This window comes from Nocardia colli (assembly GCF_008704205.1).
GTDB classification, from domain to species: Bacteria; Actinomycetota; Actinomycetes; order Mycobacteriales; family Mycobacteriaceae; genus Nocardia; species Nocardia colli.
In genome coordinates, this window is sequence record NZ_VXLC01000023.1 from 33,575 (window position 1) to 56,208 (window position 22,634).

The 22,634-nt window shown below is 67.5% G+C and carries 20 protein-coding genes; 5 read left to right on the plus strand and 15 right to left on the minus strand.

Annotated elements, in window-relative coordinates; translation table 11 throughout:
* Window positions 1-899: 899 nt before the first annotated feature.
* The gene (locus tag F3087_RS35515) at window positions 900-1,427 is read right to left on the minus strand and encodes a CAP domain-containing protein (RefSeq protein WP_150406509.1); all 528 of its coding nucleotides are present in this window, start codon (window positions 1,425-1,427) and stop codon (window positions 900-902) included.
* A gap of 399 nt (window positions 1,428-1,826) precedes the next feature.
* On the opposite strand from F3087_RS35515, the gene F3087_RS35520 reads away from it, so the two are divergent.
* A complete protein-coding gene (locus tag F3087_RS35520; RefSeq protein ID WP_150406510.1) occupies window positions 1,827-2,666 on the plus strand; it encodes a hypothetical protein in 840 nt (279 codons plus the stop codon).
* Between the two features lie 320 nt (window positions 2,667-2,986).
* The gene (locus tag F3087_RS46215; protein WP_191094311.1) at window positions 2,987-3,151 is read left to right on the plus strand and encodes a hypothetical protein; all 165 of its coding nucleotides are present in this window, start codon (window positions 2,987-2,989) and stop codon (window positions 3,149-3,151) included.
* A 1,050-nt stretch (window positions 3,152-4,201) separates the two neighbouring features.
* On the opposite strand, the gene F3087_RS35530 is transcribed toward F3087_RS46215, so the two are convergent.
* Window positions 4,202-5,479 (minus strand): FAD-binding oxidoreductase, encoded by a 1,278-nt coding sequence (locus F3087_RS35530; protein ID WP_150406511.1) that lies wholly within the window; start codon window positions 5,477-5,479, stop codon window positions 4,202-4,204.
* A 51-nt stretch (window positions 5,480-5,530) separates the two neighbouring features.
* Complete coding sequence (locus F3087_RS35535; RefSeq protein ID WP_150406512.1) at window positions 5,531-7,087, minus strand: alkaline phosphatase D family protein; 1,557 nt, start codon at window positions 7,085-7,087, stop codon at window positions 5,531-5,533.
* A 317-nt stretch (window positions 7,088-7,404) separates the two neighbouring features.
* Here F3087_RS35535 and F3087_RS35540 point away from each other — a divergent pair, with 317 nt between their 5' ends.
* Entirely contained in the window at window positions 7,405-8,355 is a 951-nt protein-coding gene (locus tag F3087_RS35540) for an Lrp/AsnC family transcriptional regulator (protein WP_150406513.1), read from the plus strand.
* Between the two features lie 764 nt (window positions 8,356-9,119).
* Here F3087_RS35540 and F3087_RS35545 read toward each other — a convergent pair.
* The 10 genes from F3087_RS35545 to F3087_RS35590 form a co-directional block, all read right to left on the minus strand.
* Window positions 9,120-9,845 (minus strand): lysophospholipid acyltransferase family protein, encoded by a 726-nt coding sequence (locus F3087_RS35545; protein ID WP_150406514.1) that lies wholly within the window; start codon window positions 9,843-9,845, stop codon window positions 9,120-9,122.
* Window positions 9,846-10,419: 574 nt separating this feature from the next.
* Entirely contained in the window at window positions 10,420-11,427 is a 1,008-nt protein-coding gene (locus F3087_RS35550; protein ID WP_150406515.1) for an ROK family glucokinase, read from the minus strand.
* A complete protein-coding gene (locus F3087_RS46220) occupies window positions 11,424-12,251 on the minus strand; it encodes a hypothetical protein (protein WP_191094312.1) in 828 nt (275 codons plus the stop codon). Before F3087_RS46220 ends, F3087_RS35550 begins: the two co-directional genes overlap by 4 nt.
* Window positions 12,241-13,530 carry an ArsA family ATPase gene (locus F3087_RS35560; protein ID WP_317983951.1) on the minus strand — a complete coding sequence of 430 codons (1,290 nt, stop codon included), beginning with the start codon at window positions 13,528-13,530 and terminating at the stop codon, window positions 12,241-12,243. Before F3087_RS35560 ends, F3087_RS46220 begins: the two co-directional genes overlap by 11 nt.
* On the minus strand, window positions 13,527-13,964 hold the full coding sequence (locus F3087_RS35565; protein WP_150406517.1) for an SRPBCC family protein: 438 nt from the start codon (window positions 13,962-13,964) through the stop codon (window positions 13,527-13,529). Before F3087_RS35565 ends, F3087_RS35560 begins: the two co-directional genes overlap by 4 nt.
* 42 nt (window positions 13,965-14,006) lie before the next feature.
* Window positions 14,007-14,390 carry an SRPBCC family protein gene (locus F3087_RS35570; protein ID WP_150406518.1) on the minus strand — a complete coding sequence of 128 codons (384 nt, stop codon included), beginning with the start codon at window positions 14,388-14,390 and terminating at the stop codon, window positions 14,007-14,009.
* Between the two features lie 43 nt (window positions 14,391-14,433).
* Window positions 14,434-15,561: a glycosyltransferase family 4 protein gene (locus F3087_RS35575; RefSeq protein ID WP_150406519.1), complete on the minus strand. Its 1,128-nt coding sequence runs from the start codon at window positions 15,559-15,561 to the stop codon at window positions 14,434-14,436.
* A gap of 332 nt (window positions 15,562-15,893) precedes the next feature.
* Entirely contained in the window at window positions 15,894-16,889 is a 996-nt protein-coding gene (locus F3087_RS35580; protein ID WP_150406520.1) for a hypothetical protein, read from the minus strand.
* A gap of 53 nt (window positions 16,890-16,942) precedes the next feature.
* On the minus strand, window positions 16,943-17,959 hold the full coding sequence (locus tag F3087_RS35585) for an NlpC/P60 family protein (protein ID WP_396897601.1): 1,017 nt from the start codon (window positions 17,957-17,959) through the stop codon (window positions 16,943-16,945).
* 275 nt (window positions 17,960-18,234) lie between these two features.
* The gene (locus tag F3087_RS35590; protein WP_150406522.1) at window positions 18,235-18,807 is read right to left on the minus strand and encodes a C40 family peptidase; all 573 of its coding nucleotides are present in this window, start codon (window positions 18,805-18,807) and stop codon (window positions 18,235-18,237) included.
* Window positions 18,808-19,426: 619 nt separating this feature from the next.
* On the opposite strand from F3087_RS35590, the gene F3087_RS35595 reads away from it, so the two are divergent.
* On the plus strand, window positions 19,427-21,577 hold the full coding sequence (locus F3087_RS35595; RefSeq protein ID WP_150406523.1) for a DEDD exonuclease domain-containing protein: 2,151 nt from the start codon (window positions 19,427-19,429) through the stop codon (window positions 21,575-21,577).
* A gap of 4 nt (window positions 21,578-21,581) precedes the next feature.
* Window positions 21,582-21,857 (plus strand): Lrp/AsnC family transcriptional regulator, encoded by a 276-nt coding sequence (locus F3087_RS35600; RefSeq protein WP_150406524.1) that lies wholly within the window; start codon window positions 21,582-21,584, stop codon window positions 21,855-21,857.
* 4 nt (window positions 21,858-21,861) lie between these two features.
* Here F3087_RS35600 and F3087_RS35605 read toward each other — a convergent pair whose 3' ends face one another.
* On the minus strand, window positions 21,862-22,146 hold the full coding sequence (locus F3087_RS35605; RefSeq protein ID WP_150406525.1) for a hypothetical protein: 285 nt from the start codon (window positions 22,144-22,146) through the stop codon (window positions 21,862-21,864).
* Between the two features lie 51 nt (window positions 22,147-22,197).
* Complete coding sequence (locus tag F3087_RS35610) at window positions 22,198-22,485, minus strand: hypothetical protein (protein ID WP_150406526.1); 288 nt, start codon at window positions 22,483-22,485, stop codon at window positions 22,198-22,200.
* Between the last annotated feature and the right edge of the window lie 149 nt (window positions 22,486-22,634).

Consider the following 22,634-nt stretch of genomic DNA (forward strand, 5'->3'; position numbering starts at 1 on the left):
AATTCGGGCATCGGCACAGCAACCTTCACACGTGAACGGCTGAACACACGCACGGCACCCACCTGCTGCGCCGAGCCGCTCGTCGCCGCTACCACCTGGCGACCATCTGCGGCCGGTCACAGTATAAAGTTTGCCGCCGATTTGATGGGAGTGTTCGCCAAATGCTGTCTGGGGGCTCCCATCCCGCCATCCGAGCTCTGCGCCGGCGGGCGAGGTGGCCTGCGCACGCCGCACTGCATATCCAGCAGCACCGGCCGTGTCTTGTCACCGAGCGGGACATCAGCGCTCCTGGTGCCGCGATTTGCCGCTGTCGTGTCCCGTTCGGCGTGCGGGTGCTTGCCGGGTGGGACGTGGGTGTGAGCTGTCTCGCGGTTCGGTGCGATCATGTCCCGCTTGTCGCGGCAGTGGTTGCCGAGCGGGACGGCACGGGAGTCGTAACTCCCCGTTCTGTGTCCATCTGGAGTCGGAATTCCCGATTGCCACGGCCCTAGTCGTATCTGTTGCTCAACTCGCGATGTATGCGCCGGCGAACTCGTATGAGCGAGGAGTGATGTCCCGCAGTCGATCCGGGATGGCGTGGTTGGCTGAAACCTCTACTTCGGCTGACCACCGTCATAGTCCCGCGTGGTGAATTCCATACGCACCCAGTCGGTTACGTCAGTTCCGCAGCAGATAGCGCACGACGCCGCCGGTGCCGACAGACGGGCGGCATGGCCCGGCGTGCGGCATGACGGATAGCGATAGGTTGGCAACTGGTCGGCCTATCGCTACCAGTGGTCACGGTTCCGCGCGCAGAACCTGGGTTGTCAGTTACCGATAAACGCAATTGCTGCTCCGGAAATTCGGCTTCCCCGCCCTAATTTCCGTTGAATTCAACTGCGACTAGTCGGAGCCTTTACCTATGCGCGCCCGGGGGATTGATTCGAGTTCTGTCCACTGGACGTACCAAAGTCTTGTGTCCAATAATGGGTGCCATTTCTACCTTTGGCAAATCCGACACCTATATCACGAAGGCTGCAATTGAGAATATTGGCGCGGTGGCCTGCGCTGTGCATCCATCCGTCGACCACGGCGGATGCGCTCGATTGACCCGAGGCGATATTTTCGGCCCAGGCGCTCGCGCGGTAGCCGGCCGCCTTGATGCGGTCGCCCGGACTGCCTTCGGGCGAGTTGTGGTCCAGGACGCCGCGGGCGGCCATGCCTTCCGTGTGTGCCTGGGCAGCCTGGGTTAGGCGACTTTCGGCCTTCAGGGCGGGGCATCCGGTCTTCGCGCGTTCGGCGTTGGTGCGGCTGACCACCTCCGCGGCGACCGACTGGGCTTGCGGCGCAGCCAGGGCTGCCGGGCTCAGCGCGACTAGGCAGGCGGCGGAAGTTGGTATGACAAGACAAGTAAGTAAGGAACGGATCAGAGCGGGAGAAAGACGCATAATTCAGACTCCACGGTTCGTATTACGTTTGAATAACATTAACATCTCGGCGCGAGAGTAGGCAAGATCTAACTGCTGTCCAGCGGCCTGGTGGCAATCGGGCTGTGAAAGCGCGGGATTCGGCTGCGGAACCTAGCGCGGGAGACGATCGGTCCGATACGATGCGTGGCATCCGAAATGGCCGCATCTCAGGACACCGGACGTTTTCGATCTTCACCCCAATCCATGCTCGACCATGGGCGAACGTGCGCGAGTAGCCGCGCCCGATTCGTCGCATCCGGTGACACCGACGTGCGGGCACAACTGAATCGATCGATTCGTTACTAAGGACGACAACTGATGGGCAAACACAACGCAAGACGGAACCCTCTCGGTTCGATGCGGTTGGCCATGCTCTCGATGACCGCACTGATCGCTACCGGTATCGCCACCGAACACGGGCCGTCACCCGAGAATCAAGCGGCGATCCTGACCGCCACCATGACCGACCTGCCGCCCCTGGCGCCGGTCACCGAACCGGCCGCGGACACGCAGCAGCCGGTCACGGTCGGCAGGCACGCGTGGCCGGTACGGCCGACGATCGACGCGGATGCACTACCTGATCTGCCATCCAGCGACAAGGTGGGCCCGACCGGACTCGGACTGCCGCTCACGCCGGCCGAGCCGACGGCGCTGCCCGGCCGGACGAACACGCCCCGCCCTCACCATCAGGCCGACACTGCTGCTAGGCCGAATGCTCAAATCGCGCTTCCGCCACTCGATCTCACCGCACTTTTGACCAACATCAGCGCCGCGCTCAACGCGGGAGCGGTGTTCGCAGAAAGCCTGCAGTCCGGCAGCGCGGCCCTCACCCCCACGGCAAGCAAACCGGCCGCTCCGAGCAGCACCGAATCCGACTCCGTCGACTCAGCTGACACCGCGAAGTCCGCACCCGCCGAAAGCGTCCAAATGGCAGCTCCAGCAACAGATCTCACGTCCCTGCTGGCCACCGTCACCGCCGCGCTGAAAGTAGGAGCAGCACTGGCCCAGGGCCTGGAATCCGGCAGTTCCATCCTCGGCCCGGGCAGCGCCGCGCTCACCTCCGGCAGCGCAGCCCTCGACGGCGGCAGCTCGATCGCCGGAGCCGGCAGCTCGATCCTCGACGGCGGCAGCTCCATCGCGGGAACCGGCAGCTCGATCCTCGGCCCCCTCGCCGCAGTACTCACCCCCCTCAGCGCCGCAGCAGCAGCCTCCGCCTAACGCTCACCCACCGTGGACGCCCATCGAACGCCTCTTGGTCCGATGGGCGTCACACCACCGCTCACACCACTACTCAGGTATGTCTCTACAATCCGGTACCGCGGCGCCGCTGATGTCCCGCTCGGACCGATAGTCGCCGAGCGGTACACCAACGCGCTCTGGCTCGCGATTCGGCCGAGCCATGTCCCCGTTCGGTATACGGGCTACAAGCACCCCCAATAGCCGCACACCGCTCGATTTCCCGCACAAGAATCGCATGCCATTCGCTGTGCGAGAAATCAGAAGGTCTGCGCCCGGCATTCATCGAGCTGGACCTCGTTATGCCCGCTCGGCGTCGCCATGTCCAGTTCGGGGCGGGCGTCGTTGTCGAGCGGGACTCCACCTTCGCCGACCCCGCGATTCGTTGCGGTGATGTCCCGTTCGGCGTCAGCCTCGGTATCGAGCGGGCCTTGACCGTGCGCAGCCCTGCGATTCGGCGCGGCTGAGTCCCGTTCGATGAGAGTCGTTGTCGGGCGGGACTTCAGGATGCGCTGGTATGCGATTCGGCGCGATCATGGCCCGTTCGGCGTTCGGTTGCGCGGTGATGTCCCGTTCGGCGTGAATCTTGGCATCGGGCGGGACGTCAGCGTGGATTGTCTCGTGATTCGGCGCAGCTGTGTCCCGTTCGCCGTGAGTCTCGTTATGCGGTGGGACTTCACGGTGACCCGCCCCGCAATTCGATGCAGTCATATCCCGTTTGGTGGGAGAGCTGTTGTTGGGCGGGACTTCACCGGCGACCTACCGATTTGGCGCAGCACCGTTACCATCCGACTCTCGGCAGTCCGAGTCTCCTTGCAGGGCAGGACATCACAGCGTCATGTCCTGCATCTAAGTGCGCTGATGCCCCGCTCACCGTGAGTGTCGTTGTCGAGCGGGACTCCACGGTGGCCGATCTCGCACTTTAACGCAGTGATGCCCCGGTCGGCGTGAGTCTCGGCATCGAGTGGGACTTCACCGTGGCTGATCTCGCGCTTTTGCTCGGTGATGTCCCGTTCGACGTGAGTCTTGGCATCGGGCGGGACGTCAGCGTGGGCTGTCTCGGGATTCGACGCAGCTGTGTCCCGTTCGCCGGGAGGGTGTTATAGGGCGGGATGTCAGCGCGGCCGATCTTGTGACTTAGCGCGTGATGTCCCGTTTGCCGTGAGGGGCGTTGGCGGGCGGGACGTCAGCGTGGCGGCCGAGCGATCTGGTGCAGTGGTGTCCGTTCGGCGGGAGGTTGAGCGGGGCGTTGTCGAGTGGGGCATCGGTGGCTGCTGAGCTATTGGTCCGTGCGGTGCGGTGCGGTGCGGTGCGGTGCGGTGCGGTGCGGTGCGGTGCGGTGCGGTGCGGTGCGGTGCGGTGCGGTGCGGTGCGGTGTCGTGTCGCACGGTGTCGTTCCGTTCCGTTCGGCGTGGGACGGTACGGATTCGGCGATATCGAGGGACGGTGGCGATATCGAGGGGACGGTTCTGACGCGCTGGCCGGAGTGGGCAGCGCGTCAGGACGGTGGAAACCGCCTACTCCTCCGACTCGTAGCGCAGTGCGTTTTCCGAGCGGCAGATTTCGTCGATGCCGGAGACTATGTCGCGCAACAGGTCTGAGGGGAGGGCGGCGGGGCGGAGGCGGCTGGTGAAGGTGATGAGGCCGTGGTCTTCGGGGGAGAGGCCGCGGGCGGCGGACTCGGAGCGCAGGTAGCGGGAGCGGACGCCGTAGGTCATGGCGGAGATGACGGTGAAGCAGCCGGTGCGCTCGCGGTGGCCGGCGAACAGGTCGTGCAGGCGGTAGAAGACCGACGTGTAGCTGGACAGGGGCGCGAAGATGCCGACGCGGTAGGCGGGGCCGCGCTCGGACGAGCTGAGGGCGGTGTCGGCGAGGTATTCGGCGTCGCGCAGGGTCTGCACCTTCGGCGCGAACAGCACCGCGCCGGCCGCGGCGTTGCGCAGCGGCATGCCTGCGGGTCCGCTGGCGGCGGAGGCGATGACGCCCAGCGATTTCCGCGCGCGGGAGCCGACCTCGCGCCGGGCCCGCACCGAACGGGTCGGTGCGGTGGGGTGCAGGGTCGACCACTGGCCGAAACGCACGGTGCCCAACTGCACATGCCCGACGCCGCCCGGGCGCGCCACCTTCAACGGTGCGGTGTCGACCCAGCGACCCACCTGCAACGCCGCGTTGCCGGGCCGCATGATCTCCGCGTAGGCGTGTTCGACGAACGAGTCGAAGTCGAGGAACCGGTCGGCATTGGTGGTCAGCCAGGTGCGGTCCTTGTCGATGTCGATCACGTCGAGGGTGAGCGCGGTAATGATGCCCGCGCGCCCGCCCGCGCCGAGAATGCGGTGGAACCGCTCGGCATGGTGGGTGCGCCCGCAGGTGCCGATACGTCCGTCGTTGTCGACGTACTCGAGGTCGACGACCTGATCGATGAACATGCCGTACTTGTGCGACGCCGCGCTCACCCCGCCCACAGACGCGAATCCGCCCGCGGTGATGTCGCGATGGTCGCCGACGATCGGCAGGCCGAGCCCGTGCGCGCCGAGCCGCCGATCGATGTCGGACAGCTTGGCGCCCGCCTGCACGCGCACCGTCCGCCGCCCCAGATTGATGTCGAGCACCTGATTCATCCGGCGCAGCGACACCACCGTCGGCTGGGCGGGCAGCGTCAGTCCATCGTCGAGTTGCTCGCCGCCGCGCACGGTGAGCGGTTCCGCGCGGCCGCGTGAATCCCGAACCGTGCGAACGACATCCGCCGTATCGCGGGGTAGGTATTCCTCGGCGGAGACAAACTGCGGCGTGCTCATGGCACGAAAGCTACTACAGCGCGGCCCGCGCCGCCTCCCCGATCTCGAGAGCTACCGGACGGTCGGTTCGAGTCGCTGGCTGAACAGCACCGATCCGCTCGCATCGCACAGATTGACTGTCAGTTCCCTTGACTTGCCGTCGATCAGCACCTCGCCGAAATGCTGGAAGGCATCCAGCGGCGAACTGTTCTGCACCGTGGGCGCGTGCACGAAAACCGCCTCCGGGCCGAAGGTCGCGTCCAGCGGGTTGGGGCCGAACGCGCCGGCGTTGAGCGGTCCGGAGACGAACTCCCAGAAGCCGTCGAAGTCGGTGAACGCCGCGCGCTCGGGGGCGTAGTGGTGCGCGGCCGTGTAGTGCACGTCGGCGGTCAGCCACACCACGTCGGTCACCTTGTTCGCCTTGATCGACGAAAGCACCTGGGCGATCTCGGTTTCGCGGCCGGACGGCGCGCCGGGATCGGCGTTGGCCGGACCCTCGAACGCGGTGGTGTTCGGCTGCTCGCCGTCCTTGACGACCACGCCGAGCGGCAAATCGTTGGCGACGATCTTCCAGGTGGCCTTCGAGTCGCGCAGACCCTCGATCAGCCACTTCGTCTGTGCCGGACCGAAAATGCGACCCTCGGGGCCGTTGTTCGCGTCGTTGGTGTCCTTGTAGGTCCGCATGTCCAGCACGAAGATGTCGAGCAGCGGGCCGTAGGAGATCTTGCGGTAGAGGCGTCCGTCGACGGCTTCCTTGGGCTCCACCGGCATCCACTCGTGGAACGCCTGCCAGGCGCGGGTGGCCAGGACGTCCATGTTGCGCTCGGTGTAGCCCTTGGACTCCGCGACCAGGCCGCCGGGGTACCAGTTGTTGACCGTCTCGTGGTCGTCCCACTGCACGACCTGTGCGACCGAGGAATTGAAGCGCAGATAGTTCTGGTCGGTCAGGTTGTAGGCGTAGGCGCCGCGGTACTGCTGGAGGGTTTGCGCCGGAGCGCTTTTCGCCTCCGAGACGATGTTGCGCCAGATTCGCCCGTCGGGGAGTGTCACTGATTCCTTCACCGGGTTGTCCGCGTAGATGGAATCGCCCGAATGCAGGAACAGGTGCGGGTCGCGGGCGGCCATGGTGGAGAAGATCTTCATACCGCCGAGGTCCGGGTTGATGCCGTAACCCTGGCCGACCACGTCACCGGACCACTGCAACCGGATGTCGGACGCGCCGGTGGGGACCGTGCGGAACACGCCGGTGATCGGTTCGGACTTGCCGCCGTCGTCGCCCTCCAGAGTTACCCGGTAGTGCACCTGCTCGCCCGCGGGCAAACCGTTGATCCGCACCCGGCCGGTACCGTCGGAATCCGGGGTGAGCAACGGTCCGGTGAATCGCTTGGCGTTGGTGAACGATTCGGTGGACGCCGTCTCCACGATCAGCTTCGCCGGGCGGTCCGCGCGCGCCCAGATCAGCGCGCCGTCGGTCCGCGGGTCGCCCACCGCGACACCGTGTGTCAGCACCGGCCGCGGCCGGACCAGGCCCGGCCCGTCGTTCGACGAGCACGCGGCCAGCGCGGGGGCAGCCACCAGGCCGAGAGCGGAGGTGCGCAGCAGGGTGCGGCGGGAGATCGAACCAGTCATGGGATCACCCTGGACCAGCTATCTCAACGCAATGTGAACGGGTTTGGTCCGGTTGGGTAACGGGGTCGGCCTGGGTGGACAGTTTCGCGCCGGTCAGGGGGAATTTCCGGGGTGAGGTGGGGAAAGCGTCCGCGTGGGACGGGTCTCATCGGCTTTGGTGCACATAGCGGGTTGCACTCCCTGCGGCTGTCGCGCGATGTGCCATCGCCCGTCGGTTGCCGCGCGATCGGGGTGTGGCCCGTGATCGGGGACGCTGGTGATCGAGGCGCGGCCGATCACCGCAACGTCGAATACTGTCACCGATCTACCCTGATCCAATGGATTCCGTCGACCGTGGGCTGATTCATGCGCTGCATATCGATGGGCGGGCTGCGTTCCGCGACATTGCTTCGGTGCTCGGCGTTTCGGAGAACACGGTTGCTCGCCGTTACCGCAAGCTGCGTGGGGACGGCACCTTGCGGGTGGTCGGGATGGTGAACGGGCGGCGGCTCGGGTATGTGTCGTGGACGGTGCGGGTGCGTTGTACGCCCGATGCCGCGGCTTCGGTGGCCAAAGCGCTGGCCGATCGGGCGGACACCTCGTTCGTGTATCTGCTGTCCGGCGGCACCGAGGTGTCGTGCACCGTGCAGGCCGCGAGCAGCCAGGAGCAGGACGCGTTGCTGCTGCACAAACTGCCGCGCACCAGTCGGGTGGTCTCGGTTTCGGCGCATCTCGTGTTGCGTGGATTCGCGTTGCCGTCGGGATGGCAAGGCGTGGTGGCACTTTCGCCGGAACAGGCGGTGCTCCTCGAACCGTCACCTGTCGAAACTTCCGCTGCGCCTGTCGAATTGGACGACGGCGATCGATCGCTACTGCACGCACTCAATCGGGACGGCCGCGCCTCCTACGCGGAGTTGACGGCGGTGACCGGATGGTCGGAGTCCACCGTGAAGCGCCGCCTAGCCGCCTTGCGCCGAACGGGCGTCCTACAACTTCACCTCGACCTACCGCCCGCCGCACTCGGCTTCCACACCGAGGCCCGCCTATGGATCAACACCCAACCCGCCCACGTAGTCGACGTAGCCGAAGCCCTCTCCCACCACCCCGAAGTCGCCTTCGCCGCCCTGACCACCGGCTCAACCAACCTCCTCGCCGCAATCAACTGCCGCGACACCACCGACCTGAGCACCTACCTCACCGACCGAATCGCCCCACTACAAGGCATCAATTCGATCGAAACCGCCCCCATCATCAAAACCGTCAAACGCGCCGGAGCCCTCCTCCTCTGACCCCGGAAACCATTACCCGACAACGCCTCTGCCATTCCCCAACCGGCACCCCAAAGCCCTACCCAGGATGGCTAGCGGGACCTGACTGCGCCGAATCGCGAGTAGACGCTCCGTGGTGTCCCGCACGGTGGAGATGGCGGGTGCCGATGGGACATGGCTGTGCCGAATCGCGAGAGGACGCTCGATGGTGTCCCGCTCGGCGGCAACGGCGAGCGCGGATGGGACATGGCCGCGCTGAATCGCGAGTGGACGCTCGATGGTCTCCCGCTCGGTCGAACGGCGCGCCGTTAGGCGTCGGATCGGCCTGCGGCGGCGCAGAATCGAGTGCGATCGCCTGCCAGCTCGGTACCCCTTGAGACGGCAATGGCAGCGGCAAATGCCGAGACGGCGCGCTGTGTTGTCCCGTTCGGTGGACGTGGTGCGCGCCGATGGGACATGGTTGTGCTGAATCGCGAGTGGGTGCTCCGTGGTGTCCCACTCGGTGGCGATGACGCGCGCAGATGGGACATGGCTGCGGCGATTTGCGGGGCTGGCTCAGCAGGGCCCCATCCGGCAAGGGCTGGGTGCCTGGGCGGGACATGGCTGCGGTGGATGTCGGGACGGCGCGCTGTGGTGTCCCGGTCGGCGGTTGTCGGAATGTCGGGTGGGACATCGGTGTGGCGGAGGGCGAGACGGTGCTCGGTGGTGTCCCCTTGGAATGACGAAGGCCGCTCGCTGGCCGGGGTGTTCGGCCGGCCTGCGAGCGGCCTGGTAGTCGGGGTCGCTCAGCTGGCGGCGGTGTGGGGGATGCGGGTGGCTTCGCGGGGCTCGCCGGTGGGGACGTTCTTTTTGAGGCTGGCGGCGTAGACGTCTACGTATTCTTGGCCGCCGAGTTGCATGAGTTCGTACATGACCTCGTCGGTGACGGCGCGTTCGACGAAGCGGTTGCCGCCCATGCCTTCGTAGCGGGAGAAGTCGATGGGGGTGCCGAACTTGACGGTGACCTTGCGGCGGCGCCAGCGGAAGGGGCCGGGCGGGCTCACGTCGTCGGTGCCGATGACGGCGACCGGGATGACGGGGACGCCGGTTTCCAGGGCGAGGCGAGCGAGGCCGGTCTTGCCCTTGTACAGGCGGCCGTCGGGGGAGCGGGTGCCCTCGGGGTACAGGCCGACGAGGCGGCCCTGATCGAGCAGCTTGCGCGCGGCGTTGAGGGCGTCCTCGGCCGCGTCGGCGCCGGTGCGGTCGATCGGGAACTGGCCGGAGGTGGTGAAGAACCACTTCTGGAACGCGCCCTTGATGCCCGGGGTGTTGAAGTATTCGGCCTTGGCCAGATAGTTGATCCGCCGCGGACTCAGCAGCGGCGCGAACAACCAGTCCGCGAAGGAGAGGTGGTTACCCGCCATGATCGCCGGACCGTCCGCCGGAATGTTCTCCACACCCTCGACCGTCGGCCGATTGTAGAGATGCATGAACGGTCCCAGCAGCACATACTTCAGCAGCCAGTAGAACATGACGTCCTTCCCCCGGGACCGGGATAGAGGCGGGCACCTGCGTCAGTTGCCGACTTTACCGCTGGATCCAGATCACATCCAACCGCAGCGGCGAATCTCACCACACTCTGCCATGAGCAAGCGGACACGCCGTAATCGGCGACCGGAAGCAGATTCCTCGGCGACCGGAATGGGGGTCATCGGCGACCGAAGCAAGCGTTCGCGAATTGAATACCACTGCCGCAGCAAATGAAACGTCAACCGCCGCGAAGACGCTCATCCAGATGTCCGCGGCGAGCGGCGATTCGACGCACTCGGCGCCGCCTGGACTGCCATCAACCAAGGAGACTCGCTCCGGGCAAGCAGCACTGTCGTCGAAGCGGCGTAACCATAGCCTTCAGCGCCAACTCTGATGGCAACGTGCGATCGACGACGCCGGGCTCGAATCGGGCCGGCTCCTCCGGCAGGCTCGTGCGTTCATGATCACCGGGAACTGGTGCCGGCATCTGCCCGAGAGGGCACCGACACCAGTTCCCCTTGATCTTGATCCACCGCCGAAGCATCGGCAGAGTGGGGCGACCGCGAGGCCCGCAGCTCAGTGGCTGCGGGCTACTCGGGAGGACTTGCGTTCGCTCTCGATCAGGGCGGCGCGGGCGAGGTCGGCGGCGCCGATCATGCCTGCGGCTTCACCGAGTTGGGTGGTGCGGATGCGGGCGAGCGGGCGGTGGCCAGCGCCGGTGACGGAGCGGGCGTATTCCTCGCGGGCCTCGTCGAGGAACAGGGGAGCGGAGCTGCTGACGCCGCCGGCGATGACGACCAGGTCGGGGTCGAAGATGTCGCTGACGAAGGCCAGGCCGAGGCCGAGCCAGCGGGCGAAGTCCTCCATCACGCGCACCGCCAGGGGGTCGCCGTCCTGTGCGGCGTTGGCGACGCGGCGGCCGGTCAGTGAACCCGGATCGCGGTAGACATCCTTGGCGAGCACGGACCGGACCGGGTCGGTGGCCAGCATTTCGATCGCGGTGTCGGCGAGTGCCGTTCCGCTGCAATACCTTTCCCAGCAGCCGTGCTTGCCGCACGGGCAGGCGCGGCCCTGCGGAACGACCTGCAGGTGTCCGAGTTCCGGTGCGACGCCGTGGGTTCCGCGATACAGCTTGCCGTCGATGAGCAGCGCCGCGCCGATGCCGGTGCCGATCGCGACGAGTACCACGTTGTGCCCGCCCGCGGCCGCGCCGAACCGATACTCGGCCCACATGGCGGCATTCGCGTCGTGCTCGAGGATGACGGGAAGCTCGAGCCGTTCGGTGAGCCGTTGCGCGACCGGGGTGTTCTGCCAGGGCAGATGCGGCGCGAAGCGGACGGTGGAGCGGTCGCCGTTGATGAATCCGGCGACGGCCAGGCCGACCGCGCCGATCGGATGCCGTTCGCACAGCTCACGCACGGAGCGGGCGAGCGCGTCCTCGAGCGCCTTGGCCGAATGCGGGGTCGGCGCCTGGACGGTGTCGAGGACCTCGCCGCTGGTATCGATCACCGATGCGCGAATGTTGGTGCCGCCGACGTCGATTCCGACGGTCAGCGGTCGCGCACCTGCTATACGGTGCGTCATGCCTTGATCGTCACAGGGATGCCGACATAGCGGGAGCGCTTGCCCGCCCGCGATGTGTGTTGTCCGGCAGTGGATTCCGCACCTTTCGCGGCGCCGGCTGAATGATCCTGGGGCACACCGTGATTGTGCTGGTGCGCGTCGGGCTCGGGCATGACCGGGTCGACCGGTACGCCGGCCAAGGCTTCGCGGAGCACGGTCACGAGGGCGGTGCCGTGATCGGCTACGGCCTGCAACACCTCGTGGTGCTGACCGCGCATCAACGCGGCGGCCGCGCACACCGGGCACCAGCTACAACTCGACCATTCCACCTGTCCGTCGGCGGCCTGACGCAGTACCGGCTCCACCCGCTCCAGCACAGCTTCGGCGAGCAACTTCAACTCGGCAGCGAACTCGGCGAGGCCGTCGTCCGGATCGCCTTCGCCCGCAGCGTCTTTCGTTCGGCCGGTAGCTTCATGCGCACCGGGCGCGGTCCGATCACCCGCGTGTGCGCCTGAGGTTTCCGGATCATCGCTCGGGCTCTCGTCCGCGGCATCCGGTGTGCTTCGCGCGCCGCGACTTGCAGCCTGCCAACGGAAACCGCGCGGGTCGCCGGCGTCGGTCCGATCCTCCTGCGCTGCCTGGCTCTCGGGGTGCCGCCCGGAATCACCCTGGCTCCGCTCGCCGCTGGTGCCCGACTCGACATCGCCGGTATATAGATCACCATGCGTGTCCTGGCCGGCATCCCGTTGACCCCCGCGCCCGAAGAACCCGCCCGCGCGATCCCCGCTCACGTCCCGGCCTTCGGCTCCACGCCGGAAGAACCCGCCCGTCCGATCACCGCTCATCGCCGCTGCCTTCGGGCCATAACTCGGGATCGGGGCGAAAACGCACCACGAGCTGTCCCGCGTCGAGTTCGGCACCGTCGACCGTGCACCGCCGCAATACCGGCGCAAGACGAACTCGCCGCCGGACACCGTCCGCTCCCACGATCAAATCGTCCTCCACTCGGCCAAGTCGCAGCGTTGCCGCATCGACAACGGGCAGGGGCATCCGCAGTGTGTATATCGCGCGCAGGCCGGTGCCTGATTCACATCGAACCACCGGTTCGCCGGAACTCGCGTCAACCTCCGCCGGACTGTCGCTCAGCATAGGTCCTGTGCCGCCGGTGTTCCTGCCCGAGTCCACCGCGTAGGACAGCGCCGCGAGCGAGGTGAGTCCGATCGGCTCCGGACCGGTGTGCTGGGCGATCAGCAGCGGGATACCCGGCATCGAGCGTTCCAGTTCGGCGATGGCGGCGAGCTGTTCGCCGCGCCGGTTCAGATACCAGTGCACGGCGGGGTGTTCGGTGTCGACCGGGGAGGTCGGCGGCAGCACCTTGTTGACCACCACCGCGTCCAGCCGCAGCCCGAGCAGCGCGGCGGCGGAGCGGACCCGCTCGGATTCGGCGAGGGTCACCCGCTCGGCGACGGTGATCAGGCGCGCGCCGGTGCGCCGATGGTCGGCGAGCAGATCGCGGACCTCGGTGACCGCCTTGACGATCCGTTCGACGGTCGCGGCGAGGATGGCCTGGCGCAGATCGGTGCCGACGGTGCTCATCGCCCGCGCGTGCGGCGGCCAGATCCGTTCGACATAGCCGAGCAGGGTGTCGGGCGCGGTGATGATGCGCAGCATGTCGGCCGACGGCGGGCAGTCGACGACGAGCACATCCCAGTCGTTCTCGTTGGCGAACTGGGTGATCTCGACCAGCATCAGCAGTTCCTGCACGCCGGGCAGGCCGGTCAGCTCGGCCGGGTCCAGCGCGGCCAGGTCGATGCCGTGTTCGTGCCCGGTGCCGGGGGACAGCACGCGCACCACGTCGCGGAACCGATCCTCCAGCAGCGCAAGCGAATCCACCTCGATCACGTCGAGGCCGGGCAGGACGTTCGCGATCCCCGTTACCGTGCCGGGATCGTGCGGAAAACGGAAGCCGAGCGCGTCGCCGAGCGAATGCGCCTGATCCAGCGACGCCACCAGCACGCGCTCACCCGCCCTGGCGTAGGACATGGCGGTGGCGCACGCCAGCGTCGTCTTGCCTACCCCGCCTTTGCCGATGAACAGTTCGACCCGGGTCGTGTGCGTCGTCAGCCTTCGACCCGTTTCTTCAGTTCTTTCAGCGCGGTATCGGTGATCACCTTCTCGGCCTTGCGTTTGAACATGCCGATCATCGGGATGTTCAGGTCGACGGTCAGCGTGTAGACGACCTCGGTGTTGCCGTCGGGCTGGTCGATGAGTTCGTAGGTGCCGTTCTGCGCCTTCTGCAGCTCACCGCTGACCAGCGTCCAGCTGACCGTCTTGTTGTCCGGGCTCCAGGTATAGGAGAGGACGTAGCTGTCCTTCACCACGCCCGCGTCCAGCACGAATCGCGCGGTGCGCACGCGGCCGTCCGGTCCCTTTTCCTGTACTTCGACCGATTTCGCCGCCGAGACCCACTCGGGGTAGGACTCCAGGTCGGCGATGACGGACATCACCTGCTGCGACGGGGCCTCGATGATGATCGACCTCTGGGTCCTGTCGGCCATGGCGGACAGCGGTTCCTTTCAGCTTCGGCGCTGGAATGAATGTCAGGAGGCGTGAGCGGGTGTGACACCGGCCGGGCGACCTGCCTCCAGCCGGGATTTGAGTTCGAAGGACACGTTGCGGCCCGCGACGCGGCGCGCGCGGTTGGCGGCGGCCATCCGGTTCGGCGGCAGCGCCGGCTGCGGTTCGGCGTGCAGGAAGTAGTGCACGATCACCCCGTCCAGCATGGGTTGCAGCCACACTTCCATGGTTCCGTCCAGCGCGCCGGACACCGTCCAGCGGATTCCCTTGTCACCGCGGTCTTCCCGGACGACGAGGGTGAGGTCTGGCCACCAGCGGCGCCAGTTGTTCGGTGCCGATAGGACATCGGCGACGGCGATCCCTGGCGCGGCCACGAAGGTTTGGTCGGCGACCTGGATTGTGCTCACCTCGAGAGCGTATCGGATCGAGGCCCCGACGCCGCAGTGGTGATCACCGCAGGAGCTGCCGGAGCCGGACGCCGTGGGTGTCCCAGCGCCAGCGGTCCTCGACGAACGCACGGCCCGCGGCACCCATCCGGGCGGCCGCGTCGGGGTCGGAGAGGATGTCTACCAGGGCATCGGTGATCTGCTGGACCGAGCGGCCGTCGACGACGCGCCCGGTTTCGCCCTCGATGACCGTTTCCGGGGCGCCGCCGGAACGGCCCGCGACGACCGGCACGCCCGAGGCCGAAGCTTCGAGGTAGACGATGCCGAGCCCTTCGACGTCGAGGCCCGCGCCGCGGGTGCGGCACGGCATGGCGAAGACGTCGGCGAGGGTGTGGTGCGCGGCGAGTTCGCCGGAGGGGACGCGGCCGGTGAAGATGACGTCATCGGAGACGCCCGCGGCGATCGCGAGTTGACGCAGTTTCTCCTCGTAAGGTCCGCCGCCCGCGATGACCAGGACCGCGCCGGGAACCCGGTCGCGGATCTCGCGCATGGCGACGATCAGCGCGTCCTGGCCCTTGCGCGGGACGAGCCGGGACAGGCACAGGATGGTCGGGCGGTCATCCAGTCCGTACCGGTCGCGCAGTTCGGCGCGGGCGGCCGGATCCGGGCGGAACGCGTCGGTGTCCACGCCCGGCGGCAGATACTCCAGCGCGGCGTTGCGGCCGAACGCCGACGCGAAACGTCCGCGCGTGTACTTGCTGACGTAGGTGACCACGTCGGTGTGCTCGCCGATCTGCCGCAATGCCTGCCTGGCGCCGGGCAGCATGGACCAGCCGACCTCGTGCCCGTGCGTGCTGGCCAGAATGCGCTCGGCCCCCGCACGGCGCAGCACCGGCGACATGAGCGCGAGCGGGGCGGCGGCGCCGAACCACACGGTGTCGCACTTCTCGCTGCGCAGCAGCCGCGCGGCCCGGCGCATGACCAGCGGGGTCGGCAGCATCAGCGTGGTGGGGTGGCGGACCACCTGAAACTTCTGTTTGGCATCGAATTTCAGGTGACTGTCGCCGCGCCAGCGCGGGGCGTACACGACGAGATCGTCCGGCGGGAGCTGACCGGCCAAGGCATGCAGATAGGACTGAATACCACCCGGCCGCGGCGGGAAATCATTGGTCACCAGCAGAGTTCGGGCCATGGTGACAACCTACTGTGTTCGCCGTTTCGCTACCTCGCGCGGCGTGTTCTCGCCCCTTGGATCGCGCACTCGAGGTGGTGACGACAGCCGCACACCTTCTGACTTTCCGCACAGCGAATGGCATGCGATTTCTTGTGCGAGAAATCAAGTGGTGTGCGGCGACGATGGTGGCTCGGCCACCCCTTTTGCTGCTTCGCGCGGCGGGTCTCCGGTCCCGGGGCGCGCATCCGAGCGGGCTGCGAGTCGTGGTGACGACAGCCGCACACCCTCTGATTTCCCGCACATCGACTTGCCGCGCTGACACGCGTGCGGATGTCAAAGGGTGTGCGGGTTCAGGCTGTTTGGGTTGATAGCCAATCGCGCCAGTTGGCGATGAAGTCGGTGCGGGTGGTGCCGAGGACGTTTTGGAGGATCTGGTCTTCGGTGGCGGGGCTTTGGCGGGCGGCGGCGATTTGGCGGTAGAGCTCGACCAGGCGGGGTTGGTCGTATTTGTCGGCGATGAAAGCGCAGACGGACCAGGCTTGTTCGTAGGTGGCGGCGGCGTTGCGGCCGCTGAATTGGTCGTCGGCGGGTAGGTCGCCGGGGAGGTTGCGGAGGGTGACCTGGGCGGTGAGGGTGGGGGCGATGTCGGCGAAGCGGTGGCCTTGGCCGCGGTGCGCGGTGTAGTCGGCGAAACCCTCGAGCATCCAGAGCGGGGCGCCGTCGCGGGTTTCGGCGCGGGTGGCGATGTGGGTGAGTTCGTGGCGGAGCAGGGTGCGCAGGCCCTCGGGGTCGAGGCGGCGGCCGGCGTCGGGGCTGAACACGATGCGCTGGCCGGTCGGTTGGGTGCCCGGCGCGAACGGGTCGGCGACGGAGGCGGCGGCGACCTCGGTGGACATGTTGCCCGCGTGCACGAGTCCGGCGAATTCGGAGGGGGAGGAGGCGACTACGACCGTGGTCGCCTGCGCCCAGTCTTTGCCCCACACCTCGCTGACCGCGGTGGTGGCTGCGCCGAGTTCACGTTCCAGGATGTCGATTTCGACGCGCTGGGCCGGATGCCCGACGACCAGGGATTGTTGTCCGTCGCCGGTCGGCACCTGGTGCGCGACGATCGGGCCGAACGGTTCGACGCTGCGCCGCACCTCGGCCAGCCGCGGATCGCTGGCCGGAGCCTGACCCGCGACCTCGGCGGTCGCCTGCGCCGCATGCGGTTTCGGCAGCGCGGAGTTCGGCAGCATGACCAGGGCTCCGCAGAAACCGGTCAGCGCAACTACCATCGCGACGGTCACGCAGAACTCGAACCGCCGCCGAGCCGCCCACCACGCCCGCAACCGGCGCACGCCACTCATCGCCGGGCTTTCGCCGGGCAAGGGTTGGACAGGTCATGTCCATTCATAGTTGGTCAGTATCGCCGAGCGGAGTTGTACGGCGTCGAGCCCATGGGTGCGACGGCTACCGGGACGCCGAAGGTGGAGGCGTGCAGCATGAGTCCGTTGCCGGCGTAGATGCCCACGTGGGAGATGTCGGAGTAGAAGAACACGACGTCACCGGGTTGCAGGTCGTCCTTGGCGACCGGGGTGCCGTAGGTGGCCTGCGCGGAACTGGTGCGCGGCACGTTCTTGCCGACCTGTTTGAACGCCCACTGCACGAGCCCGGAGCAGTCGAACTGGTTCGGGCCGGTCGCGCCCCAGACGTAGGGGTCGCCGATCCGGGTTAGGCCGGCGGCCAACGCGCTGGTGCCGCTGCCGGGGACGAGGCCTTGCAGCAGGGTGTCGCGGTCGAAGCCGGGCGGGAAAGGCGAACCGGCGAGCGCGGACTTGTCCTTGGTGGACAGCGAACCCCACGCCTGCACCACCTGGGCGATGGCGCCGCCGAGGTCGCTGCGTTTGCGTTCCAGGTCGGCGCGCACGGTGTCGGCCTTGTCGGAGGCCGTGCGGGCCTCGTCCGCGGCTCTGCGCGCGACGGTCTCGGCCTTGTCGGCGGAGTCGGTCGCGACCTTGTACTGATCCAGCTGCGCGGAGGTCTGCGCGGCGAGCACGTCCAGCGTGGACATCTGGTCGAGCAGCTGCTGCGGGGAATCGCTGACCAGTACCGCGAACAACCGGTTGGTGCGCGCGCCCTGATAGGCGGCGATCGCGGTCCGGTCGATGATCGGCTGGTACTTGCGCACTTCGTCGCGGGCGCGGTTGACCATGTCGGTGCTGGCGGCCAGCTTGGCGTCGGCGTCGTGCTGGATGACGAGCTTGGCGTCCAGATCGGACTGCGCGTCCAGGGCCTGCTGGTTGAGCTGCTCGGACTGTCGCGACAGGTCGATCATCCGCTGCACGGCCTCGGTGGCCGTGGTCGGTAGCGCGACCGGATCGGCTCCGGCCGGGTTGCCACCGTAGAGGGCGGTGGTGGCCAGGACTCCGGCCGCCAATGCACCGCCGACCAGACGTCGCGTGCCATGTCTCCGGTGAGCTGCCACAGCCTGCCTTGCCCCGCTCTCTCGTGAAACGATCTCTGAGGAACCGACGATCTGAACCGATGAGCACCCTCATCGAAAACGAGGTTTGCGCTGCGCGAGCCTCGGGTAATTCGAGAAGGTCTCGATTAGGTTACGGAACGGCCTGCGTCTGTGTCCAGTAGAGAACGAAATGATCACAGCGCCCGTCCGGAGGTCGGGCCGCAACGTACGGCCCGACCAGCGGTTTCTCAGAAGCGGCGGGCTCCGGCGACCGGCATCGAGGAGATCGGGGCCACCTGCACGGGCGTGCCGGCGGTGGACGCGTGCACGACATTGCCGTCGCCGGCGTACAGGCCGGAGTGGCCGCCGCCGTAGAACGACACCAGGTCGCCCGGCTGCAGGTCGTCCATCGAGACCGGGCTGCCCGCGGACAGCTGGGCGCCGCTGGTGCGCGGCAGCTCCAGGCCTGCCTGCTCGTAGGACCACTTGACCAGGCCGGAGCAGTCGAACGCGTTCGGGCCGGCGGCGCCGTACACGTACGGCGAGCCGAGCTTGCTCATGGCGGCGTCGAGGGCTTCCTCGCCGATGGTCCGCTTCGGGGCGACGAACGGCAGCGGGGCCTGGCCCGGCAGTTCGATGCCCGGGATGCCCTGCGGGATCTGGATCTCGTTCGGCACCTCGAAGGTGCCGACGCCGGGGACGTTCACCGGCTGAGCCGATGCGGGGGCGGCCGGAAGCAGGAAAGCGCCGATGGTGGCAGCGCCGACGGCCCCGGCTGCGACGGCACGCTGCGCCGAACGCTTGACGGATTTGGTCGTCATGATGCGGTACTCCCAATCTGCCCCACGACGCCGCACCCTGACTGGTGCCGCGGACTTCGTGTCGTTCGCACCGGGTTGGTGCGTCGGACTCCGTGAGGTCTCGAAAAGGTTACGAACACATCACGGGGGTTTGTAAAGTCCGCCGCCGGCCAAATGCGTGCGCGGGTCTGAATTCACGCTTAATCAGTGTGAGATATGTCCCAACAATCACAAAAAGATAACGACGGGCGATCGCCGGCGAGCTTCGCGGCCGCTATCCCGGTCAGCGATGCCATGGCTGACCGAGCTCCGGAAGTGAACCGATTGGACATTTCCCCAGGTCGCTACGTTCATCTCGGGGACACGTGCGGGTCGAACACTGGTCGGTCGGCCAATTGACTGTGATCCGTCACAGCGAGCCCGAAGCGGCCCGTCCGCGTCGGCCGACACGCCCGACCGATTGATACGTTTTATGCGACAGTGTGACCTGCATCACTTTTTGGCGTTCTAGATCATTTCGTGGGTACCGAAACATAAATACGCACGGTGTCATTCAGACATTTCCTGGGGTTTTCGCGTACGCCGAACCCTGCCCGCGGGCGCTCCGTTCTTGTCGGACCCACCGCCTACGCTCCAGCCCGTGTCCGACCCCGCACCGCGCAAGGCCGTCGCTCGGCAACTGGTCTTCGACGACCTCGACACGCCCCTGTTCGACACCACCTTCGTGGTCGTCGACCTGGAGACCACCGGGACCAGTCCGGGCGGCGACGCGATCACCGAGATCGGCGCGGTCAAGGTGCGCGGCGGCGAGGTGCTCGGTGAGTTCGCCACCCTGGTCAACCCGGGGCGGGCGGTGCCGCCGGCGATCGTGCAGGTCACCGGGATCACCACGGCGATGGTCTATGCGGCGCCGGACATCGCGTCGGTGCTGCCCGGGTTCCTCGAGTTCGCGTCGGGCGCGGTGCTCGTCGCGCACAACGCGCGGTTCGACATGGCGTTCCTGCGGGCCGCCGCCGCGGCGCACGACATGGCGTGGCCCGTGGCGACCGTGCTGTGCACCGTGAAGCTGGCTCGGCGGGTGCTCGGGCGGGACGAGGCGCCCTCGGTCCGGTTGAGCGCGCTCGCCCAGTTGCTCGGCGCGAGCACGCAACCGACGCACCGGGCGCTGGACGACGCGCGCGCGACCGTGGACGTGCTGCACGCGCTGATCGCCAGGGTCGGCAATCAAGGCGTGCACAGCCTCACCGAGCTCGTCGACTACCTGCCCGACGTCACCCCGCGCCAGCGTGCCAAGCGGGTGCTCGCCAATGACCTGCCCGCGAGTCCCGGGGTGTACCTGTTCCGCGGGCCCGCCGACGAGGTCCTCTATATCGGCACCGCGGTGAATCTGCGCCGCCGCGTACGCAATTACTTCACCGGCTCGGAGACCCGCGGGCGGATGAAGGAGATGGTCTCCCTCGCCACCCAGGTCGACCATGTGGTCTGCGCACACGCGCTCGAGGCAGGTGTCCGCGAACTGCGCCTGCTCGTCGCGCACACCCCGCCCTACAACCGCCGCTCCAAGTTCCCCAAGCGCGCCTGGTGGATCACGCTCACCGACGAACCCTTCCCGCGCTTCTCCGTCGTCCGCACTCCGAACCGAGATGCCCTGGGCCCGTTCAACTCTCGCGCCGACGCCACCGAACTCGCGGTGATCATCGCCGAATACACCGGCCTGCGCACATGCGGTACCCGCCTGCCCCGCCGCGCCCTGCACGACTGCCCGCCCGCGGTCGTCGGCGGCTGCCCCGCATCCGCCCTCGGCACTCCTATTAATACAGAGGAATATGCCCCCGCCCCCGCGCTCGTCCGCGCCCTCTTCGCCGGCTACTCCGACACCCCACTGCGCACCATGCTCGACCGCATCGAAACCCACTCCCGCGCACAACATTTCGAAGCAGCCGCCCGCCTCCGCGACCGAACCGCCGCTGTAATCCGCGCCCTGCACCGCACCCAACGCCTCGCCGCCGTCGCCCGCATCGCCGAACTGATCGCCGCCCACCCCGACGGCGCAGGCGGCTGGGAGTTCGCCGTCATCCGCTACGGACGATTGGCCGCCGCGGGCAACGCCGTCCGCGGAGTCCCGCCGATGGCGGTGGTCGAACAACTCGCCGCCGCCGCCGAAACCGTGATCCCCGAAGGCGGCGTCCCCGCCCAGGCCCAGACCGCAACGGACATCCCGATTCCTAGCCCCGGACCGCCCCTCGCGCCGGGTCCTGCCCGCTTCGCCGAGACGCCTCTGGCAATCCCGCCGGATCACAGTGGGAATCTCGAAGATTCGCTGCCGGACCGCAACGCGGCCGGCGACGGCATGACTAACCATGACGTCGCGCACGATGGCACCGCAGCAGGTGTCGGCAGCGGCCGTGACATGGCGGGTAGCTCTGTCAGAAGGGTCGGCGAGCTGGACGTCGCTGTGTCGGTTGGCATCGCAGAGGACGGCGATGGGGTGGCTGATCGCGCGGCAGGTGGTGAGACGGCTGGTGTGGCGGCTGAGGCGCTGCCGGGGTTCGACGCCGCCGGGCGGGATTGGGTGCCGGTGAATGTGCCGCCGTTGCGGGGGGCCTCGCCGGAGGAGGCGGCGTTGGTTGCGCGGTGGTTGGCTCGGGCGGGGGTGCGGATAGTGCGGACGACGGAGGGGTATCGGGAGCCGATGTATGGGGCGGGGCGGTGGGTGGGGTGGGCGGAGGTGGCGGATGCGGCGGCGCACGCCCAACCCGCTGAGGATGCGTACGTGGAGCGCTTAGGCTGAGCGCATGATTACCGCGATCGTGATGATTGACGCCGACAACGGCCGCATTCCGGAGACTGCGCAGGCCGTTGCGGATACCGACGGCGTGACCGAGGTGTACTCCTGCGCCGGTGACGTGGACCTGATCGCGATCGTGCGGGTGCGCGACCACGAGCAGATCGCCGAGGTGGTGACCAACCGGCTGGACAAGGTCCCCGGCGTCGCGCGGACCATCACGCACATCGCGTTCAAGTCCTACGCCAGCGCCGACACCGAGGCCGGGTTCTCGCTGGGGGAGTGAGGGTTCAGCTGCGCAACATCGAACTGCCGGTGTAGGTGCCGCTCGAGCGACCGCGCAGGATTCCCGACGCGGCGCCGACGCAGTGGGTGTTCATATATATGGTCACCAGCCGGTCGCTGTTGTTCTTGAACTTGCGTGGCGCGTTGGGGCCGAGGTCGATGCAGCCGGACGTTCCGCCGTAGTCGGTGCCGTCGACGATCAGTTCGCCCTCCGCCGCCGCGGCCGTCGGGATGACGCACACGGCCACCAGCGAAAGTGCCCCGAGTGCTACACGAATGCTGTGCTTCATGTGGTGCTCCTCGTTGGTAGGAGCCGGGGTTCTCGCCGGGAGTGCGCCGGATCAGCTGACGATCATCGACTTCCCGGTATAGGTGCCGTTGTCGTGCGGCGAGAGGACCCCGGTGGAGATACCGCCACAGGTGGCGTCGGCGTAGATCGTCACCACGCTGTCGGTATCGTTCTGGAAATCGCGCGGCGCATCCTCGCCGAGCAGGACGCACCCGTTTCGGTCGGTGTAATTCACCCCGCCGACGAACAGTCCACATCCGTCGGCCACAGCCAGCGGAGCGGCGGCGCACACGGCGACCACCGAAAGACTCCCGAGTACTGCACGAACGCTGCGTCCCATGCTGTGCTCCTCGCCGGTCGAAGCCGTTCAGCACACCCAGTGCCGAGTCGGCCGTGCCTTGACGATCCTGGTCAGCTAACTCCCTGAACATATCTTATGCATGTCAGCTATCGCCATGCCACGAGTTCAGGCAGAACCTGCCAACTGTG

Excerpts from the sequence above, each read along its gene's own strand:
- F3087_RS35515 (WP_150406509.1), bottom strand. The coding sequence starts at position 1,427 with ATGCGTCTTTCTCCCGCTCTGATCCGTTCCTTACTTACTTGTCTTGTC.
- F3087_RS35520 (WP_150406510.1), top strand. The coding sequence starts at position 1,827 with ATGACCGCACTGATCGCTACCGGTATCGCCACCGAACACGGGCCGTCA.
- F3087_RS46215 (WP_191094311.1), top strand. The coding sequence starts at position 2,987 with ATGCCCGCTCGGCGTCGCCATGTCCAGTTCGGGGCGGGCGTCGTTGTC.
- F3087_RS35530 (WP_150406511.1), bottom strand. The coding sequence starts at position 5,479 with ATGAGCACGCCGCAGTTTGTCTCCGCCGAGGAATACCTACCCCGCGAT.
- F3087_RS35535 (WP_150406512.1), bottom strand. The coding sequence starts at position 7,087 with ATGACTGGTTCGATCTCCCGCCGCACCCTGCTGCGCACCTCCGCTCTC.
- F3087_RS35540 (WP_150406513.1), top strand. The coding sequence starts at position 7,405 with ATGGATTCCGTCGACCGTGGGCTGATTCATGCGCTGCATATCGATGGG.
- F3087_RS35545 (WP_150406514.1), bottom strand. The coding sequence starts at position 9,845 with ATGTTCTACTGGCTGCTGAAGTATGTGCTGCTGGGACCGTTCATGCAT.
- F3087_RS35550 (WP_150406515.1), bottom strand. The coding sequence starts at position 11,427 with ATGACGCACCGTATAGCAGGTGCGCGACCGCTGACCGTCGGAATCGAC.
- F3087_RS46220 (WP_191094312.1), bottom strand. The coding sequence starts at position 12,251 with ATGAGCGGTGATCGGACGGGCGGGTTCTTCCGGCGTGGAGCCGAAGGC.
- F3087_RS35565 (WP_150406517.1), bottom strand. The coding sequence starts at position 13,964 with ATGGCCGACAGGACCCAGAGGTCGATCATCATCGAGGCCCCGTCGCAG.
- F3087_RS35575 (WP_150406519.1), bottom strand. The coding sequence starts at position 15,561 with ATGGCCCGAACTCTGCTGGTGACCAATGATTTCCCGCCGCGGCCGGGT.
- F3087_RS35580 (WP_150406520.1), bottom strand. The coding sequence starts at position 16,889 with ATGAGTGGCGTGCGCCGGTTGCGGGCGTGGTGGGCGGCTCGGCGGCGG.
- F3087_RS35590 (WP_150406522.1), bottom strand. The coding sequence starts at position 18,807 with ATGACGACCAAATCCGTCAAGCGTTCGGCGCAGCGTGCCGTCGCAGCC.
- F3087_RS35600 (WP_150406524.1), top strand. The coding sequence starts at position 21,582 with ATGATTACCGCGATCGTGATGATTGACGCCGACAACGGCCGCATTCCG.
- F3087_RS35605 (WP_150406525.1), bottom strand. The coding sequence starts at position 22,146 with ATGAAGCACAGCATTCGTGTAGCACTCGGGGCACTTTCGCTGGTGGCC.
- F3087_RS35610 (WP_150406526.1), bottom strand. The coding sequence starts at position 22,485 with ATGGGACGCAGCGTTCGTGCAGTACTCGGGAGTCTTTCGGTGGTCGCC.